This is a genomic window from Undibacterium sp. GW821-FHT11H02, assembly GCF_058808015.1.
Map to the genome: position 1 here is coordinate 51,446 of NZ_JBXARG010000003.1, position 14,868 is coordinate 66,313.

At 44.9% G+C, this 14,868-nt stretch carries 10 protein-coding genes; 3 read left to right on the top strand and 7 right to left on the bottom strand.

The features are described 5' to 3' along the window. Positions 1-14: 14 nt before the first annotated feature. A complete protein-coding gene (locus AC1RR2_RS04220; RefSeq protein ID WP_493221051.1) occupies positions 15-965 on the bottom strand; it encodes a DUF808 domain-containing protein in 951 nt (316 codons plus the stop codon). A gap of 259 nt (positions 966-1,224) precedes the next feature. On the opposite strand from AC1RR2_RS04220, the gene AC1RR2_RS04225 reads away from it, so the two are divergent. Further along, positions 1,225-3,858: a prolyl oligopeptidase family serine peptidase gene (locus AC1RR2_RS04225; RefSeq protein WP_493221052.1), complete on the top strand. Its 2,634-nt coding sequence runs from the start codon at positions 1,225-1,227 to the stop codon at positions 3,856-3,858. 200 nt (positions 3,859-4,058) lie between these two features. Further along, positions 4,059-5,888 carry an ABC transporter transmembrane domain-containing protein gene (locus tag AC1RR2_RS04230; RefSeq protein ID WP_493221053.1) on the top strand — a complete coding sequence of 610 codons (1,830 nt, stop codon included), beginning with the start codon at positions 4,059-4,061 and terminating at the stop codon, positions 5,886-5,888. Positions 5,889-5,972: 84 nt separating this feature from the next. Here the strand turns inward: AC1RR2_RS04230 and AC1RR2_RS04235 are convergent, their stop codons facing one another. Further along, positions 5,973-7,685, bottom strand: coding sequence for an amidohydrolase (locus tag AC1RR2_RS04235; protein WP_493221054.1), 1,713 nt, complete (start codon positions 7,683-7,685; stop codon positions 5,973-5,975). A 302-nt stretch (positions 7,686-7,987) separates the two neighbouring features. On the opposite strand from AC1RR2_RS04235, the gene AC1RR2_RS04240 reads away from it, so the two are divergent. After that, positions 7,988-9,532 (top strand): transglycosylase SLT domain-containing protein, encoded by a 1,545-nt coding sequence (locus AC1RR2_RS04240; protein ID WP_493221055.1) that lies wholly within the window; start codon positions 7,988-7,990, stop codon positions 9,530-9,532. A 142-nt stretch (positions 9,533-9,674) separates the two neighbouring features. Here AC1RR2_RS04240 and AC1RR2_RS04245 read toward each other — a convergent pair whose 3' ends face one another. The 5 genes from AC1RR2_RS04245 to AC1RR2_RS04265 form a co-directional block, all read right to left on the bottom strand. After that, positions 9,675-10,925, bottom strand: a complete 1,251-nt coding sequence (locus tag AC1RR2_RS04245; protein WP_493221056.1) for a tetratricopeptide repeat protein — start codon at positions 10,923-10,925, stop codon at positions 9,675-9,677. 252 nt (positions 10,926-11,177) lie between these two features. Beyond that, positions 11,178-11,606: an ExbD/TolR family protein gene (locus AC1RR2_RS04250; RefSeq protein WP_493221057.1), complete on the bottom strand. Its 429-nt coding sequence runs from the start codon at positions 11,604-11,606 to the stop codon at positions 11,178-11,180. A 12-nt stretch (positions 11,607-11,618) separates the two neighbouring features. Next, positions 11,619-12,050 (bottom strand): ExbD/TolR family protein, encoded by a 432-nt coding sequence (locus AC1RR2_RS04255; RefSeq protein ID WP_493221058.1) that lies wholly within the window; start codon positions 12,048-12,050, stop codon positions 11,619-11,621. Between the two features lie 111 nt (positions 12,051-12,161). Further along, positions 12,162-13,037, bottom strand: a complete 876-nt coding sequence (locus AC1RR2_RS04260) for a MotA/TolQ/ExbB proton channel family protein (protein WP_493221059.1) — start codon at positions 13,035-13,037, stop codon at positions 12,162-12,164. A gap of 92 nt (positions 13,038-13,129) precedes the next feature. Continuing rightward, positions 13,130-13,798: an energy transducer TonB gene (locus tag AC1RR2_RS04265; RefSeq protein ID WP_493221060.1), complete on the bottom strand. Its 669-nt coding sequence runs from the start codon at positions 13,796-13,798 to the stop codon at positions 13,130-13,132. Positions 13,799-14,868 lie beyond the last annotated feature (1,070 nt).

A 14,868-nucleotide genomic window follows, 5' to 3' on the forward strand; every position in this document is an offset into this window, starting at 1 on the left:
TTTATTGCTTAAGTTTAGCTGGCACGACGCGGAAACAAGCGCTGCACTATCGTGAGCACCAGCAACACCAAGGCACCTGCCACCACCCCGACTAAACCATCGGCAATGCTAGGGACAATGCTTTCCAAAACAGGTCCGACTATAGACACGTTTGCAGCCGCCTGCGCCAAGCTATGAGAAAATTCGCTAATAGCATGAACACCATGACTAAGAATGCCACCACCGACCAGAAACATCGCTGCTGTACCAATTACGGTCAACGCCTTCATCAAACGCGGTGCGAAAGCGACAAAGCCATCACCAATACGACGCTGCACGGCGCGTAGCCATGATTGCTCTTGATTGCGCTGCAAATAAAACCCCATGTCATCAAGCTTCACAATTAATGCCACAAAACCATACACGCCCACGGTCATTAACAAGCTCACGCCGACTAACACGGCCACCTGGGTTGAAAAAGCAAGCTGGGCTACCGTGCCCAAGGTGATGATAATAATCTCACCACTCAAAACAAAGTCCGTGGTAATCGCGCCTTTAATTTTGTCTTTTTCAAACTGCACCATATCCACTTCTTCGTGTGTCAAAGCGTGTACCAATTCAGTATGATGGGCTTCATCTTCTGCCTCACTGTGCAAAAATTTATGCGCGAGTTTCTCAAATCCCTCGAAACATAAATAAGCACCACCAACCATCAGCAAAGGCATGATAGCCCAAGGTGCGATCGCGCTTAACAACAAGGCTAAGGGCACCAAAATCATTTTGTTTTTCAAAGAGCCCTTGGCCACGGCCCACACCACAGGTAATTCACGTTCTGCCCGAACGCCACTAACTTGTTCTGCATTTAATGCAAGGTCATCGCCCAAAACGCCCGCGGTTTTTTTCGCTGCGACTTTAGTCATCAGAGCAACATCATCTAGTACGGTCGCAATATCGTCGAGTAAGGTTAAAAGGCTTGCACCAGGCATAAAATCTTTCTTTGTAAATAAATGGAGAAAATTCTCGTTCAAATACCGACGAGATTCAAAATTCGTGGATTCGGAGAAAACCAAAATTCTACTTTACAAATTAACTAGCTTCTAGCAATTTATCTTGGTGAAATTTTGTCTTGATCACCACTGCAGCGCATTTGAACTTCACCGAGGAACTTTTTAACCAATTTCCAGTCTATTTTTACTAATTTTAGCCGTGGTGCTATGAGCACCTCGCATACTCAAGGGAGACATAATGAGAAAAAAAGCACTCAGCATCAGCATTGCTTTAATTTACAGCAGTGTATTCGCACTGAGCAGTCCATTGGCACAAGCCCAAGTAAATGGCAAATCAGCACCAGTGGTCAAATTGAAGCCCGCAGACTTAAGCTTGGAACAACTCTATCGCGCCCAACCGTATGCAGGCAAAGCCGCGACACAATTACGCTTTAGCAATGACGGTCGCTACCTCGCCTATGCTTGGAATCCCTTCGGTGAAGAAGGCAATGACTTGTACATCCATGACACAGAAACGGGCAAGACCAGTCGCATCACTTCACCTGCCGTCATGAAAACCTATGATGCGCCAGAAGACTGGGACCGTTTTGAGAAAAAACTCCAACAAAAAGAAAAAGAACTGAGCGAACGCCAAGCCAAAGCGGAAGCACAAGCAGCCTACTTACGCGGCGAAAAAGTCGATCTCTTGCAATGGGAACGCGCAGCCATAGAAGAATTGAAACGCGAATTAGCCGAAAAGAAGAGCAAGACCGCTGCATTGAAAGCTGAAAAAGATGCGGAAACCGCCAGGGAAAAATCCGTCGAAGGTGCTAGCACAAACGCAAGTAAAAACGACAGCGACAAAAAGGAAGTCGAAAAAGAGTTATGGGAATTGCGCGACGAGTTAAAGAAAAAACTCGCCAAAGAAAAACTCAAAAATAATGATCTTTACCCTGGCATAGAAAACCTCGTGTGGGCTAAGCAAGCGCAAGAACTGATCTTTCAATATCGCGGCGATCTATTCCGCTTACAGGCACAATCAGGAAAGATTGAACGGCTAACCAAAACTGATAAAGTCGAGCGCATCCTGTCTTACAGCGCGGACGACAGTGGTTATCTGTATATGGACGATAAACGTATTTATGCCGCTAGTTTTAGCAATGGCGCCTTACGCCAACTTAATCCCGAACTGATACATGCCGACGATGCCGAGAAAAAATACTCACTTGCCAGCACGATTTTAAGCGAAGACAAACAATGGATGGCTATCACCGCCAACGCCGCACCTGCCGATCCAAGCAAAGCACCACAAGGGCGTCAGGTTGAAATTATGAATTATGGCGAACGCTTCGCCACCGCAAAGAAGGTCAGTCGTGAAGTATCAGACGATAAACGTACCGTGCCTGCGTCGGCTTTGTATATTCGCAAAGTCAGTGAAGAATCCATGCGCCAGCCGCAGCCTGTATTCACCAATGACGGCGGCGATGTCTGGTTCGAAATGAGTCGTGTGGCCTTCAGCAAAGATGGCAGTCAATACACGTTTTCAACTTGGGAGCGCGAAAAAGAATTACTACGCATTTATGTCGGCAATAGCGCCGACAATGCAAAGCCAAAGCTCGTTTTCGAGCGCCGCAAGCAAGTCGGGCACGAAGTGGTCGATGTGGTGTCGCCACGATTCACACCCGATGGTAAGCAATTGATCGCTGTATTGGATGAGCTAGGCTATCGTCAACCTTACCGCATAGACACCAATACCGGTAGCGCCACTGCCCTGCTCAAGGGTGATTTTGAGGCACACCAGATACTTGGCTTCAGCCCGGACAGCAGCACCATGTTTATCATGGCAAATCGCGATGACTTTGCTGCGATGAATCTATTCAAAGTTACTCTCGCAACGGGTGAAATGCAGGCCTTAGGACAAAGCGGTGATTTCCATCGCACCAGTGCAATTAGCGAGAGTGGGCAAAAGTTAGCCAGCGTGGCAGGTCAATGGTCTAGCCGACCAGAGCTGAAGCTACTTGATTTGCAAGCCAACGCTAAAGTAATCAGTAAGACCTTAACTGACAGCCACGATCCCAAATGGCATGCAGTCAACTTAATTCAACCAGAACGCTTTAGTTTTACTAATCGCCATGGCGACAAAATTGAAGCCTATGCTTTCAAACCGCAAAACTGGAGCAGTGGCGATAGTCGCCCTTCGATTGTGTACACCTATGGTGGACCTTTGGGTGATCGCCACATTATTGAAACTGACAGTTTTCAAGCAACGGCCTATTTATTTGGCATGTATATGGCTGCGAAACATGGTTATGTCACGGTTGCAGTCGATCCGCGCGGTCACTCAAACTATGGTCGCAAATTTAGTGATGCAAATTGGGAACAAGTAGGTAAACCCCAAACCGAAGACTTGGAAGATCTCGCAAAATACATGCAGAAAAAGCTTGGCGTGGACGGTAAGCGTATAGGTTTGACCGGCTGGAGTTTTGGCGGCTTCCAAACGCAATACACGATGTACACCAGCCCCGATGTCTTTGCGGCAGGGATCGCGGGCGCGGGACCAACAGAATGGGAAAACTATAATAGCTGGTACAGCGGGCGCACGATAGGCAAGGTCGATCGAAGCAAACCTAATCTGCGTCGTTATTCGCTGTTACCACTCACAGTGGGTCTGAAAAAACCTTTAATGTTGGTACACGGTATGCAAGATCCTAATGTCTTATACCAAGACACGGTCAATGTGTATCGCGCCTTATTGGAAAACGGTAAAGAAAGTCTGGTCGATTTATTCCTAGATCCCGATGGTGAACACGGTATGGGGGGCGCGGTCAAGCCGAAAGCCTGGCACAAAAAATACGAAACTTTCTTTTTGCAGCATTTAGGTAAAGCTAGATAAGCATTCTTACAAATAAGACTTAAGAACGGCATACAGAAAAAATGTATGCCGTTTTTTTTAACCGCTTATGCACAAGCCAATGCTGAGGCCTTGTTTCATTTCTCTTTCGCTAAGTACCGAAATCAGGATGCAAATAAGATGCCAATACGATCCCATCAAAAAGCTGCGACAATAGTTGACCTTCATCAGAACAGGTCTTTATGAGCTCCAACACAACAAAATCGGACAATATCAAGAACAGTGCAGATCGCAGCAGCATCGCGACATTAATCGGGTTGCTGCCTTTTCTACGTCCTTATCGCCGCCAGTTTATATTGGCAGGAATTGCCTTAGTCATTGCTGCCTGTGCGACTTTAACGATTCCCTATGCGTTTCGGCAAATGATCGATATGGGCTTTAGTAAAATTGGTGATGGTGGCACCCATGGTATCGAACATGTGAACCTGACTTTCTTAGCCTTATTCGGTGTCGCGGTCATCTTAGGTATTGCAACCGCCGCCAGATTTTATATGGTGTCCTGGATAGGGGAACGTGTCACAGCCGACATACGCAATGCGGTTTATGCACACGTGGTCACACAAAGCCCTGAATTTTTCGAAACCACGCAGACGGGCGAAGTTTTATCCCGTTTGACGACCGATACCACTTTGATTCAAGCGGTGGTCGGTACCAGTATCAGCCTAGCCTTACGCAATCTTTTGTTATTCATTGGTGGCTTGGTCATGCTGTTTATCACCAGCCCATTGCTGTCTTCTATCATTATCGTGATGCTGGTACTAGTCATCCTACCCATCATCTTATTCGGCCGACGCGTACGTAAGCTGTCACGCGATTCGCAAGATCGCATCGCCGACGCTTCAGCTGTGGCCGGTGAGATTTTGAATGCCATGCCGACGGTTCAAGCCTATACCCACGAGCACATCGAGGCGCAACGTTTCGCTACTACGGTAGAGCATGCATTTAACACCGCGATGCGACGTATACGAGCAAGATCACTGCTCACGATGATCGCCATACTTTTGATCTTTGGAGCCATCGTATTTGTCTTATGGCTAGGCGCGCACGCGGTAATGCAAGGTGAAATGACCGGCGGCAAGCTTGGGCAATTTATTTTATATGCATCCATTGTTGCAGGTGCCATCGGTGCCTTATCCGAAGTGTTAGGTGAAGCGCAACGCGCCGCTGGTGCGACGGAACGTTTGTTAGAACTGATATCGGTTCAATCGCCGATCACTACGCCAGCAAAGCCGTTGCCACTTCCGCTTGAAGATACCCACGGTGCCAGGATAACACTAGAAAATATTTTATTTCATTATCCTTCGCGCCCCCAAACCGCGGCATTAAGTCAACTGAACTTAGAGGTCAAGGCAGGCGAAACCGTGGCCTTGGTCGGTTCTTCGGGAGCCGGAAAAACGACTTTATTCCAATTGCTGTTACGTTTCTATGATCCACAACTAGGCAGCATCAAGATTGATGGCGTCGACATTCGCGATCTCGACCTTCACACCTTACGAGATACGATAGGCATCGTGCCACAAGACACGGTGATCTTTTCAGCCAATGCGATGGAAAACATTCGTTATGGCAGAGTCGATGCTTGTGATGAGGACGTCATATTGGCGGCAAAAATGGCCGCAGCGCATGAATTTATAGAACGTCTGCCCGAAGGCTATCAATCTTTCCTGGGTGAGCGCGGTGTGCGCTTATCAGGTGGTCAAAAACAAAGGATAGCAATTGCTCGCGCCCTCCTGAAAAATCCACGCCTGATGCTACTAGACGAAGCGACCAGTGCTTTGGATGCAGAATCCGAACGACTGGTACAGCAAGCTTTAGAAAGCGCAATGCAAGGACGTACTACCATCATCATTGCTCATAGACTAGCCACTGTGCAAAGAGCCGATAGAATCATCGTGCTCGAGCACGGTCAAGTGGTTGAGATCGGCACCCATGCTAGCTTGATGAAACAAGCCGGCGTGTATGCCAAGCTAGCATCCTTGCAATTTCATATTTCGGAGCCAATTTCAGTCTAAGAGCCAAAAAGAAAAATGAATTGACAATAAAAAACGCACTCGAAATTGAGTGCGTTATTTATTCAAAAATTTCAAACAAATCGGCTATTTACGATAAACCTCTTGCCCCGCCAACCAGGTTTGCAAAACCTGAGTCTTATACAAATCTTTAACAGGCACTTTAAAAATATCCTGATCGATCACAATAAAATCGGCCCACTTACCCTGCTCTAAACTACCTAGTATTTTTTCCTGATGTCCAGCATAGGCAGCGTCCATAGTAAAGCAACGGAAGGCTTCTTTCACCGTCATTGCTTGTTCTGGATACCAAGCTTTCACTGGTTTTTGCTCAAAATCTTGACGACTAACCGCTGCGTAAATACCCCAAAACGGATTTGGACTTTCAATGGGAAAATCAGATCCACATGGAATAGTGGAACCTTGTTTTAAGAAAGTACGCCAGGCATAGGCACCTTTAATTCGTTGTTTGCCGACTCGATCTTCTGCCATATTCATATCAGAGGTCGCGTGTGTAGGCTGCATAGACGGAATAATCTTTAACTTAGCAACGCGCGGAATATCGCTCAGTTCCAAGACCTGAGCATGCTCTATTCTGTGGCGCAAGACACTGGCATCCTGTGCTTTTGGTATCGTCGCAAGGCTGTCAATTACCTGACGATTACCAGCATCACCAATCGCATGTACATTCACCTGATAACCACGTGAAGCGGCTTTTTGCACCATCGCCTGCATATCTTTATCCGCTGAAAATAATAGTCCTTTGGTATGCGGAGCATCACTATAAGGCGCTAACAAAGCAGCACCACGACTTCCTAATGCACCATCAGAATACAGTTTAACCGCGCGCAAAGCATAGCGATCATCCGCCATTCCCAACAAAGGCCCTTGCTTAGACACGCTATCAAAGAACTGGTCAACACCGCTGATCATGCCATAAACGCGTGTCGTCAAACTATGTTTGCTAGCGTATTCACGAAACAAGGCATCCGCCTGCGCATCGACTCCGGCATCGTGTACGCTGGTCAAACCTACACTACGCATTTGCTTTAAGGCGGCATCCAAAGCTAAGCGACGCTCTGCTTCATTCTTGGCAGGAATGACACGCTCAATCAAATGCATGGCACTGTCTACGAAAATGCCTGTCGCCTGACCATTGGCATCGCGTTCAACCTTACCGCCAACAGGATCAGGTGTTTCCTTTTTGATGCCCGCCAATTGCATCGCCTTACTATTTGCCCAGCCAGCATGACCGTCAACTCGACGCAACCACACTGGTCTATCGGCAAGCACCGCGTCTATCTCTTGCGCGGTTGGGAAACGTCCGAGCTTCCAAATCGCCTGATTCCATTCGCCGCCCAAGATCCACTGCTGCTGCGGGAATTTTGCTGCATACTGAGCAATCGCAGTTTGCGCCTCAGCCAGATTGGTCGTATTACGCAAGCCCAATTGGCTCTCGGCTTGTCCTAAGCTAAAAATATGCCCATGGGCGTCAATCAAGCCCGGCAATACCGTCTTACCTGCTAAATCGACGTGTTTTACGTGTGCAAATTTTTTCTCTAACTGTTTCTGTGTGCCGGTTGAGACAACCTTGCCCTCTGCGTCAATCAACATCGCATCAAAGCGTTGCAACTGATTCTTATTGTTCAAGGTATAGCCATTTGCTTTAACAAACAGTGTCTGTGCGCCCGCACTAAGACTCATTGCCGTCAGGCTCAACAGGCTTATTTTTCCAACTGCTTGTACGGTTTTTTTCCATTTTCTTCGCGCTAATCTTGCCGTCTCACTGTTCTTCTTCATGTCTCACTCCCTAGTCGATTTATATAGATTCTAATTTTCACAGCGCTACACACCAGTCGTTCTGTTCTTTTGTCTAACTTCGGATGAAGCTTGGAATCAACAGACCAGTTAAACAGACAGGTTCAAGATAAACAAAGTTCCATACAACTTATGTTTCACCACAGCAAAACAAGCAGCTAATGTCGTTTACTTTTCTATTTTACCCATGATCACCTCAGTTTTCCCTTGACCTGCAAATACTCGTTTGCGTACACTGCGCTGTTGCCCAACTAACAGTCGATTGTATCGATTCTTTTCTCATCATGAAACGATTTAGTTACTGTCTCACTACCCTTTCATTAGCCATCCTAGGCATTACGAATAACAACGCCTACGGACAAAGCAGCGAGACACTTAAACTAACAAAAAATTTAAGTGAGACGGCATTAGCTCAGCAACGCCCTACAACCGAGTCAGACTTAACAGACCCTGCCAGCACCGAAGAATCATTAACGATCACGGAATCCGATTTGTGGAGCAGGATTCGAAACGGCTATGCAATTCCTAATCTGGAAAATCGCTTGGTCAATGTGCAAACCATTTGGTATAGCGCGAGAATCGACTACTTGCAGCGCATCATACAGCGCGGATCTCGTTATCTGTATCACGTCGTCGAAGCCTTAGATAAACGTGGCATGCCTACCGATTTGGCCTTACTGCCATTTATTGAATCCGCGTTTAACCCACAAGCAATCTCTTCAGCAAAAGCCTCTGGCATGTGGCAATTCATGCCGGCAACGGGTCGTGATTTTAATTTAAGACAAACGATATTCAAAGATGACCGACGCGGTGTTTTGGACTCAACTGAGGCCGCCCTCGATTATCTGCAGCGACTTTACAATATGTTCGGCGACTGGCAGTTGGCACTTGCCGCTTATAACTGGGGTGAAGGCTCAGTACAGCGTGCCATCAAGAAACAGCAAGCTTTAGGACTACCGATCGATTTTGATAGTTTATCGGTGCATATGCCTAGCGAAACCAAAAATTATGTCCCCAAGTTACAGGCTGTAAAGAACATCATCGGACACCCAGAACAGTTTAATATTGATCTCCCTCGCCTGGACAACGTTCCCTATTTCACCAGCATCAAGAAAAATCGCGATATCGACGTTAATCTAGCTGCGCAATTAGCAGAACTTCCAATTAGTGAATTCAAGGCCCTCAATCCGCAATTTAACCGGCCTGTCATTACCGGCGGCAATCGCACAACGATACTGTTGCCAATCGAGAATGCGGCCATGTTTCAAAACAATCTATTGACTTGGAAAGGTCCGCTATCTTCTTGGACCACACTCAATGTCAACAAGACTGAACGCGTCGAATCCTTAGCCACCCGTTTTGGATTCAAGCCAGACGTAGTCAGAGATGTGAATGCGATTCCAGCCAAGATGTATGTCAAAGCAGGCTCGACAATTCTAGTCCCGAAATCAGCACGTTCTAGCGAAGAAAACATCCCGACCCAAGTAGCAGAACAAGCTCAACTCACCATAGAAAAAGGTAGCGCTGGCACACGTAAAATTTACGTTAAGCTGGGCAAAAAAGAGAATCTGGCAACAATTGCAAAGCGCTACAAGCTTAGCGTTGCCGATATCAAAGAATGGAATAATCTACGCAAAGATCAAGTTTCACCAGGTACTAAACTCGCTTTGCAAATCCCAATTAAAGGTAAAACCAGGCAATTAGCAACTGCCACCAAAAATGCTCAAAAACGCGGTTTGATCACGCACAATTCAACCCAGCTAAATAAGAAGAACGCGAAACGCCTGGCTTCTAGCAATGACAACAAAAAACGTAAAAAGAATGTTTAATTGCTGAGGTGGACTTAGTCAATGACCTAGTGAAGATTAGCCACCTACATAGGCACTGAAATGCATCACAAAAAAAAGCAGCCATCGGCTGCTTTTTTTCAATTCAAATCAAACTAACAAATCAAATCACTCAAACCAATCATCACTTCGCTTGATTTGCATAGATAGTCCAAAAACGAGCCAAGTCCGCCGTGCCATCTTTACCTTGAACTGATTTCAAAGTTTTCAAGCCAGCCGCTTTTTTACCCGCCATCAGATAAGCCATACCAAGGTGCAAATTAGCATCATCCGGATGTTTCAGATTGTCTTTTTTCACACCTTGTTCCATCAGGCTAATACCTTTATCGTATTCACCACCAGTCACGTAGGAAAAACCCAAATTTGCCAAAGCCATGCCATCATTATTTTTCAAAGCATCTGCTTCAAGTGCGGCACGCGCTGCCTTAGATTCAGCCAGACGCTTGGTTGCTAAGTCTTTCAAACGGCCATGACGTGCTGCTTCTGCACCCGTACCCAATACACCCGCCTTATAACCCTGATCAATAATTTTTAAGGCTTCTGCGGAATTGCCATCTTGAATCGCAATCTGTGCCATTTCCATGAAATCGCTAGTCTTATTCAATTGACCTACTGCCAACTTCAAACGATACAGATCCATGGTCAAACGGCTGGAAAAATCTTGCTTGCGCTCTACGCTATTAAGCAAATTAACCCAATATTCTTTCTTACCATAGTACATCACGAGTTTTTCTAAAGTCGCTAAGTAAGCCGTCTTATCGCCACTCTTTTGCACTGCATAAGCATAAGTTTCCAAAGTAGATTGGCTTGGCACACGACCTGCTTTTTCAGCAGCCTGAATCTCTGCTTTAGTTTCCTTCAATGCGCCAGCACTATCGCCACCTAAGGATTTTGCCTGAATCATATATTGACGAGCCGAGGTATCAGTACCGCCTTCACTGAAATAACGCTCATACATCTTTGCTGCTTTAGCGTAGTTGTTCGCCTTGAAGTAAGAGTTTGCTAATACCAAGATCAGTTGCAACTGATCTTTGCTTGGCAATTTATTTGCAGCAACGATAATTTCACCTGAACGAATCACTGCTTCATTATCACCAGCAGCTGAAGCGACCGATAAACGCATACGCTCAATCGTGAAAGTCTCATTGACCGTTTTATTACCTACACGATCCGTTTCTTGCAATTTTGTAAGCGCTTCGCGGAACTTTCTACTTTTATACAAATCGCCTGCTTGCTGGACGATTTTGCCGACTTCGGCGCGCATCGCTTCTTGTGCGTAAGCCATATTGCCAGCAACACCAGTTAATTCAGGAACTGTTGCACAACCAATAGCAGCGATAAGAATTGCCAGTTGTGATAAGCGTAGGTGCTTCATATTTGATCTCTCAATCAACAAAAATTAATAAATTTAAGCTTAACAAACTAAAGAGTTTGCTTACGTGTTCTCACTGAGTGATTTCACTCATACCAAAATCTAAACGATTTAAACAATTTAAACGATTTAAACGATTTAAACGATTTAAGTTTAAGCATAACGCATAATACAAAAAAAGGCAGGGAAATCCCTGCCCTCTTTCTTTAAACATCTATCCGAATTTAAGAAAAATCTTAATTCAAATTAATGGTCTTATTTCAAGAACTGTTCGTTACCAATCATACCCAACTTGGTGATGCCACGACTTTGCGCAGATGCCATCACTGCCGCAACTGAACGATAAGCAACCAAACGATTTGGTTGCAAATGAATCTCGGGTTGCGGATTCATCGCAGCAGCTGCCACAAAACGATCATCTAATTGGGAACGGCTAACAACTTCACCATTCCATGTCATAGTACCGTCAAAGTCCACATCGATTTTCACCACAGTAGGCAAAACATCTGGCGGAGGTTGATTCGTATTTTGCGGCATATTCAAATTCACCGCGTGATTGGCGATTGGTAATGTCGTAATAAACATGATGATCAATACCAACATAACGTCGATCATCGGTGTCATATTCATTTCCATCATCGGTTCTGGATCACCACCAGAACCGGAGCTCATATTCATGCCCATGCGATTCTCCTTTTAGCTTTTTGGTGGCGGTTCAAGAACGAAACCAACTTTTGCAATGCCTGACCGTTGCACCGTCAAAATCGTTTTACCGATAGACTCATAGCGCGCATTTTGGTCGCCACGAATATGCACTTCAGGTTGCGGCACTTTCACTGCTTCTTTTGACATCTTATCAAACAACTCTTCATCAGAAGCGATTGGCGTACGGTAACCTTGCCAATAAATATCACCATCTTTATTGACTGTGATAATTACGTTTTTTGCGTCAGGATTGTATGGATCATTTTTCTCTGCAGGCAGAGTAACTTTTGTCAAGTTTAATACTACGGGTGACGTGATGATAAAGATGATCAGCAACACCAACATAATATCCACGAGTGGCGTGGTATTAATCGTGCTGTTGACTTCATCTTCACCGCTATCACCGCCGATTTGCATTGCCATAATTGTTTCTCTTCGGTTAATTCTATTCACTGAACATCAAGTAAGTGCCAGCACCTACTTGATGGGACAGAATTGAAATAATAAAAACGATAGTCGTCTTAATTACCTAGATTATTTATTTGCGTTAGCTTTGCTCATCGCGCCAGACAATACTACAGAGTGCAAATCAGCGCCGAATGCACGGATATCTTCCATAACAGACTTGTTACGACGCAACAAATAGTTGTAACCCAAAACTGCTGGAACCGCTACCGCCAAACCGATCGCCGTCATGATCAAAGCGGCACCCACTGGACCCGCAACTTTATCAATAGAAGAGTTACCTGAGCTACCAATCGCAACCAAGGCGTTATAAATACCCATAACCGTACCGAACAAACCGATAAATGGTGCTGTAGAACCTACTGTCGCCAAGAATGTCAAACCTTCGCTCAAACGACTTTGAACTTTATCAACTGAACGTTGAATAGACATAGTTACCCATGAATTCAAATCGATCTGCTCTAACAAAGCACCTTCATGGTGTTCGCTAGCATTCAAACCAGATTCAGCGATGAAACGGTATGGGCTGCCTTCTTTCAAAGTAGACAAACCAGTTGACACGTTTGCCGCTTTCCAGAACTTGCGAGCTTCTTTAGCTTGGCCGCTCAGTTTAGCCAAATCAATTACTTTAGTAATCAAGATGTACCAGCTGAACATAGACATCAAACCCATGATTGCCAATGTAATTTGATCGACCAAATGACCATGTTTGATCAAATGCGCCAAGCTGTACGGATCTTCTACTGCTGGTTTCGGTTCAGCAGCTGGCAATGATGCATCAGCAACAGGCGCTGCGGCAGTATCAGGAGCACTGGCAGCAGCTTCTGTCGTTGCAGATGCGGATGCAGATGCTTCTTGTGCGAATACAGGTGCGGTTGTCATTGTGGCTGTTAATGCAAATAAAATTGCCGCCAGGAATGTGCTTACTTTAGCGCGGGTTTTCATGTAGATACTTCCTTTAAAAAAAATTTAATACTTACGTTGGTTGTGAGTAAAACGTTACTTTTTTATGACTCTTGTTGCATGTTGGCTCTGTTTTAATCAAGCTTCCAAACGTATTGAACTTGAGTCGTAGTTTCTTGAGGCTTACCGTCAATCGTACCTGGTTTGTTTCTGCAAGAACCAGACAACAACTGCGCTCTAACTGCATTATCAAGACCTCTAAAACCACTAGATTTGACAATATTTACTGCTGTCACCAAGCCATCTGCACCTGTGGTCACAGACAATGTGGTTACACCTGTTTCTTCATTACGCAACGAAGCTCGTGGATACTCTGGCTTACAGCCAGCTTGTTCAAAGTCGATCTTTGCAGCAACATAAACGGGTGCCGCAGCAGCTTTAGGCGCTTCGGTTACCGGTGCTACCGTCTTTGTCATCGTATTGCTATCAGGCTTTACGTTCGACACCGTAGAGATCGCATTTGGTGATGGCGTTTGCTGCGCAACCTGAACCTCTGGAGGAGGAATAAACGGTGGCGGCGGCGTCATCAATTTTGGTGGCGGCGGTGGCGGTGTATCTGGTGGTGGCGGTGGTGGCGGAGGTGTCTCCTTCACTACTGCTTCCATCGGCTTTTGAACAAACTTAACTAACTTACTACCTAAGCCGTTCATCAACGCCCAGCCAAGAATAATGTGAAAAACAATTACCACACCTAAACCAAAAAATTTCTTTCCCGGTTCCTGTTGGCGTCCTGAAAAATCCATACCTACTCCTCCAATACCACAACAATTTCAATTAGGTTCAAACGCACGAGATTTGAGCCATCAATCATTTTCCCGGAATTACAAAACCCGATTCAAATAATCAAAAAAGCAGCCAATCCGCTCATCAGCAAAACAGCACCGATATTGCTTGCCCCCCCATACTCACGCTGAACTGTCAGAACCTTGGTCTCAACATACTCATGTGGGTATTTATTTACTTACAAATCGTTTAGTCACCTTTAGACGTTTGCCCAAACTGTATAGAGCCAACGACAAATTCAACTTTATATCTTAAAAGATACTACAAAAATTGAAGCGGCTGCTTTGTCACTTGAAATTCAGAAAACCTACCCCAAATAGCTTCCAACAAAACATTGTTTTTTTAAAATCTTTCCGAAAAACAGCGTCTATTTTGACACAAACAAAGCGCAGATTGGAAGTTGCTTTTATGCTGCTTTGCAGCATAAAATTTACAACTCAGCAAGCACTTTGTTTTTCACTATGCTTATTTAATCATATTACCGTATCAAAACGAGCAATTATTTTTGGCTATGTTGAAACACTAAATTAAGCGTTCAACACAACACAATCAATCAGCAAATAAACCATTTAGCCAAGCGAGGCAATGATTCTAATGGGAAATACTTAAAACGTGTGGGATTTGCTAAAATGCATCACATTACGCAAAAATACTTGAAAATTATCTTCAATTGCGTTATGAAATTAATTATTTCCGCATCGCAACAGAATTTACTTAAATAGATATATTAAAGCTTCCAATTGGGTACGGCCTGCCATGCTGCTAGTTATTATTTGCCCTAACGTGCATGAGCAACTACAATTCCGACCTGTCAGTAAATTCCGCAACTGTGCTATTTCGAGCAATTACACTTTGATTGACAATATTTACGATAAATTGTTCAACTCGATAAGTAAGTAAAAAATAAGTAAGCTCAGTCTAATCACGATAGCAAAAGTTGACGGTCACTTTCATCTACAACCTTAGCGTAACATGAGCGTAGTCGCTGTGCGATATAGTACAGAGATGAGGCTAATTTTACGGTAACACC

What these genes read in the sequence shown, in the direction of transcription:
- AC1RR2_RS04250 (WP_493221057.1), bottom strand. Translation starts at nt 11,606, where the DNA reads ATGGGCATGAATATGAGCTCCGGTTCTGGTGGTGATCCAGAACCGATG.
- AC1RR2_RS04255 (WP_493221058.1), bottom strand. Translation starts at nt 12,050, where the DNA reads ATGGCAATGCAAATCGGCGGTGATAGCGGTGAAGATGAAGTCAACAGC.
- AC1RR2_RS04245 (WP_493221056.1), bottom strand. Translation starts at nt 10,925, where the DNA reads ATGAAGCACCTACGCTTATCACAACTGGCAATTCTTATCGCTGCTATT.
- AC1RR2_RS04265 (WP_493221060.1), bottom strand. Translation starts at nt 13,798, where the DNA reads ATGGATTTTTCAGGACGCCAACAGGAACCGGGAAAGAAATTTTTTGGT.
- AC1RR2_RS04220 (WP_493221051.1), bottom strand. Translation starts at nt 965, where the DNA reads ATGCCTGGTGCAAGCCTTTTAACCTTACTCGACGATATTGCGACCGTA.
- AC1RR2_RS04240 (WP_493221055.1), top strand. Translation starts at nt 7,988, where the DNA reads ATGAAACGATTTAGTTACTGTCTCACTACCCTTTCATTAGCCATCCTA.
- AC1RR2_RS04225 (WP_493221052.1), top strand. Translation starts at nt 1,225, where the DNA reads ATGAGAAAAAAAGCACTCAGCATCAGCATTGCTTTAATTTACAGCAGT.
- AC1RR2_RS04260 (WP_493221059.1), bottom strand. Translation starts at nt 13,037, where the DNA reads ATGAAAACCCGCGCTAAAGTAAGCACATTCCTGGCGGCAATTTTATTT.
- AC1RR2_RS04235 (WP_493221054.1), bottom strand. Translation starts at nt 7,685, where the DNA reads ATGAAGAAGAACAGTGAGACGGCAAGATTAGCGCGAAGAAAATGGAAA.
- AC1RR2_RS04230 (WP_493221053.1), top strand. Translation starts at nt 4,059, where the DNA reads ATGAGCTCCAACACAACAAAATCGGACAATATCAAGAACAGTGCAGAT.